This window comes from Roseovarius sp. (assembly GCF_018066915.1).
Lineage (GTDB): Bacteria > Pseudomonadota > Alphaproteobacteria > Rhodobacterales > Rhodobacteraceae > Roseovarius.
The window spans coordinates 1-3,420 of record NZ_JAGPVV010000245.1 but is presented as its reverse complement, the minus strand read 5'-3'; the positions used below and the strand labels follow the sequence as shown (position 1 = coordinate 3,420).

The following is a 3,420-nucleotide window of genomic DNA, read 5'->3' as shown; positions in this document are numbered from 1 at the left end:
ATCGGCTGCGGCGTGATCACGGGTGTCGGCTCGGTCTTCCATGCCGCAAAGGTTGAGCCCGGCTCGACCGTAGCCGTGCTGGGCTGCGGCGGTGTCGGCCTCTCCACCATCAATGGCGCGGCGATTGCCGGCGCCTCGCGGATCATCGCGGTGGACCTTTCAGACGAAAAACTGGCCATGGCGAAGAAATTCGGCGCCACCGACTTTGTTAACCCAAAGAATGGCGATCCAGTCGAACAGGTGAAGCAATTGACGCAAGGCGGCGTTCACTATGCTTTCGAATGCGTCGGCCTGAAGCTGACGGCCGAGCAGGGTTATATGATGATGCGCCCGCGCGGCGTGATGACGGTGATCGGCATGATCCCGCCCGGTGTGAACATCGAAATTCCGGGAATCGAACTGCTTGTTACAGAAAAGCGTCTTCAGGGCGCAGTGATGGGCTCCAACCGCTTCCGCATTGATTTCCCAAGACTTGTGACACTTTACCAACAGGGGAAACTCCACCTCGACGATCTGGTGTCTGATCGGATCGGTCTTGACGGGTTGACCGGCGCGCTCCAGAATCTTAAAGATAACAAGGGTTCCGTTGCTCGGCAGGTTGTCATGTTTGACTAAGGAATCCACGGGAAAGCGTGCGCCGTTAACGGGAATGTTAACCATCTCGGGTAGCTTGCCAGAAACTAGCTGCATGAAAATGGGAACAAAAGGAGTGCCTGTTCATTTGACCCATATGACCAAGCCGCCTCAAATCCTTATTGTCGAAGACGAGATCCTTATTGCAATGGATCTTGAAGACATGGTCGCCGAAATGGGCGGCACCGCAATTGCGTCCGCGCATACGATTCAGGCGGCCATAAAGCTTGCCGAATCAATCGAAGCCGATGCGGCCATTCTCGACGTGGATGTGGCTGGACAACTTGTGTTCCCGGTCGCCGATATCCTTGCCGCACGGGGCATCCCGTTCCTGTTCAACACAGGCCATTCGGCGGAGGATATTCTCCGGGCGCGCTATGAATCAGCCCCGATCTGCCGCAAGCCCACGCTGCCCCGCCAGCTCAAATCGGCCCTGAAGCAGCTTCTCTCATCGAAAAATGATTCGATCGGCAGCGCGCCACTGCCAGCCTAATCCCGCAGTAGCTCATTCACGCCGGTCTTGGACCGCGTCTGGGCATCCACCGTTTTCACGATCACGGCGCAAGCGAGCGATGGCCCGCCATTCTTGTCAGGCAGCGTGCCCGGCACGATCACTGAATAGGGTGGCACCTTGCCATAGCTGATCTCGCCGGTCTGGCGGTTCACGATCTTGGTCGACTGGGTAATGAACACGCCCATCGCAATCACCGAACCTTCCCCGACAACCACGCCTTCCACCACTTCAGACCGCGCACCGATGAAGCAATTGTCTTCAATGATGGTCGGGTTGGCCTGCAGCGGCTCCAGCACGCCGCCAATGCCCGTGCCGGCCGAGATGTGGCAGTTCGCACCGACCTGCGCGCACGAACCCACAGAGGCCCATGTATCGATCATCGTGCCTTCGCCGACATAGGCGCCGATATTCACGTAAGACGGCATCAGGACAGCATTCTTCGCGATGAAGGCACCCCGACGCACGGCGCACGGCGGCACGGCGCGGAAACCGGCTTCGATAAAGTCCGCCTCGCCCCAGCCCTCAAATTTCGACGGCACCTTGTCCCACCATGCTCCGGGTCCGGGGCCGCCAGGAACGATGCCATTCGCGTTCAGGCGGAAGGACAGGAGCACGGCCTTTTTCAGCCACTGGTGCACGGTCCAGCTGCCATCGTCTTCCTTGCTGGCCACGCGCGCCTCGCCCTTGTCGAGCAGCTCGATCGCGGCCTCGACAACTTCGCGAACTTCCCCGGTTGTTCCGGTGGAGAGTTCGTCACGGCGCTCCCAGGCGCGGTCGATTACGTCAGCAAGGGCGTGGGTCATGTCGGGGAGTCTCCGGTGGGCAGGCTTAGAGTGTTTCAATCGCCGCTTCGAGAAAAGCGGCAAGGTCGCCCGTCACATAGTCGATGTGATCCGGCCCGTCATCCCCAAGAACATCAGAGAGGTTCGCAGGACGCGCCTCGATCGGTTCATGGCTCCAGTCCTTCTCCGAATGGACAAGAACCGTGGTGAAACCGACATCCTTGGCGGGTGCCAGGTTACGCGCGAGATCCTCGAAGAAGATCGCGCCGTGGGGGTCGACACCATGCAGTTTCAGGAAGGCGGCATAGGAAGCGGGCTTTGGCTTGGGCACATAATCGGAATCCTCGATTCCAAAACTGCCATCGAAAAGATGCGAAAGCCCCATCTTGTCGGTCACCTGCTCGGCATGGCCGCGCGAGCCGTTCGTATAGACAAACTTGCGCCCCGGCAGACGCTCCAGCGCGCTTCGCAGATTCGGCAAGTCTGGCAGGGGGCTCAGGTCTATTTTGTGGACGTGCCCCAGAAAGTCGGATGGGTCTATGTCGTGGACCTTCATCAGGCCGGCCAGCGTTGTGCCATACTCCGCATAGTATTGCTTCTGGACCTTGCGTGCCTCAGGCGGCGGCAGCATCAGCAGGCGCGAGACAAAATCCGTCATCCGCGTATCAATCTCGGCAAAGAGATCGCATTCGGCGGGGTAAAGCGTATTATCCAGATCGAACACCCAGTTTCGGACATGTCCGAAACTGCCAAACGGCGTGATGTGCACGCCCGCGCGATTATCGGTCATTCTGGCTCGCCTTTGCAAAGTCGCGCTCGAAGAATTCAAATACCAGCTTGCGATCCACCGGCGGTGGTGCCGCCTGAAACAGCGCCGTGCGATAGGCCGAGGCCTCGCACTCATCCCGCCCGATGATCGCAAACTTGGACCGGCCAACACAGAACGCATCAGACGCCTTGGCCAGCGTGCGGATCGTGTCGCCATCCTCCATTTCGCCATAGACGTAATGTTCCTGCCCGCTGAGCGGCCTGTCGAGCACGCGTGAACACCCGCCCGCTTCCAGCATCCACCAGCCACGGCTCTCCCAGCCTTCCGAACCACGCCGCGCAATCGCGCTCCAGATGCGGTTCTTGGTGCGGTTACAAACAGTAAAGCCCACGCCGCGGCCGCGCTCCTTGGCGACCTGCTCGAGGAAATCGATGAGGTCGGATTCGGATGTCGTATCCGGCAGGCCGTTCTTCTTCAGGAATTCCGCAATCGCGGCACGCGTCTTGTGGCCGATATTGCCGTCGATCACACCAGACACGACCCCCGCCTCTTCCAGCAGGCGCTGGATACCGGCCGCACGGGCTTTCTCGGCATCATAATTGTCGATCTCGGTGAACGGCGTCATCCAGCGCGTGCGCCGGGTGATCTCGACCGCCCGAAAGCCGCGCGCTTCAAGCCCCATGGCCGCACATTCCGGCGGGCTTTCCAGCGAAAAACTGCCC

General features: G+C 59.8%; 5 protein-coding genes. 2 read left to right on the top strand and 3 right to left on the bottom strand.

The features are described 5' to 3' along the window. Together KBT70_RS13575 and KBT70_RS13570 are read left to right on the top strand one after the other, a co-directional pair. Positions 1-615: zinc-binding dehydrogenase (locus tag KBT70_RS13575; RefSeq protein WP_296634524.1), on the top strand; the 615-nt coding region annotated here is incomplete at its 5' end. A 106-nt stretch (positions 616-721) separates the two neighbouring features. After that, positions 722-1,126 (top strand): response regulator, encoded by a 405-nt coding sequence (locus KBT70_RS13570; RefSeq protein WP_296634523.1) that lies wholly within the window; start codon positions 722-724, stop codon positions 1,124-1,126. Here the strand turns inward: KBT70_RS13570 and dapD are convergent. The 3 genes from dapD to KBT70_RS13555 form a co-directional block, all read right to left on the bottom strand. Then, positions 1,123-1,950: a 2,3,4,5-tetrahydropyridine-2,6-dicarboxylate N-succinyltransferase gene (dapD, locus tag KBT70_RS13565; protein WP_296634521.1), complete on the bottom strand. Its 828-nt coding sequence runs from the start codon at positions 1,948-1,950 to the stop codon at positions 1,123-1,125. The genes KBT70_RS13570 and dapD overlap by 4 nt on opposite strands. Positions 1,951-1,975: 25 nt before the next feature. Then, a complete protein-coding gene (locus KBT70_RS13560; protein WP_296634519.1) occupies positions 1,976-2,719 on the bottom strand; it encodes a pyrimidine 5'-nucleotidase in 744 nt (247 codons plus the stop codon). Then, a partial coding sequence (locus KBT70_RS13555) for a DUF1036 domain-containing protein (RefSeq protein ID WP_296634516.1) occupies positions 2,709-3,420 on the bottom strand: 712 nt, incomplete at its 5' end. The genes KBT70_RS13560 and KBT70_RS13555, both read right to left, overlap by 11 nt.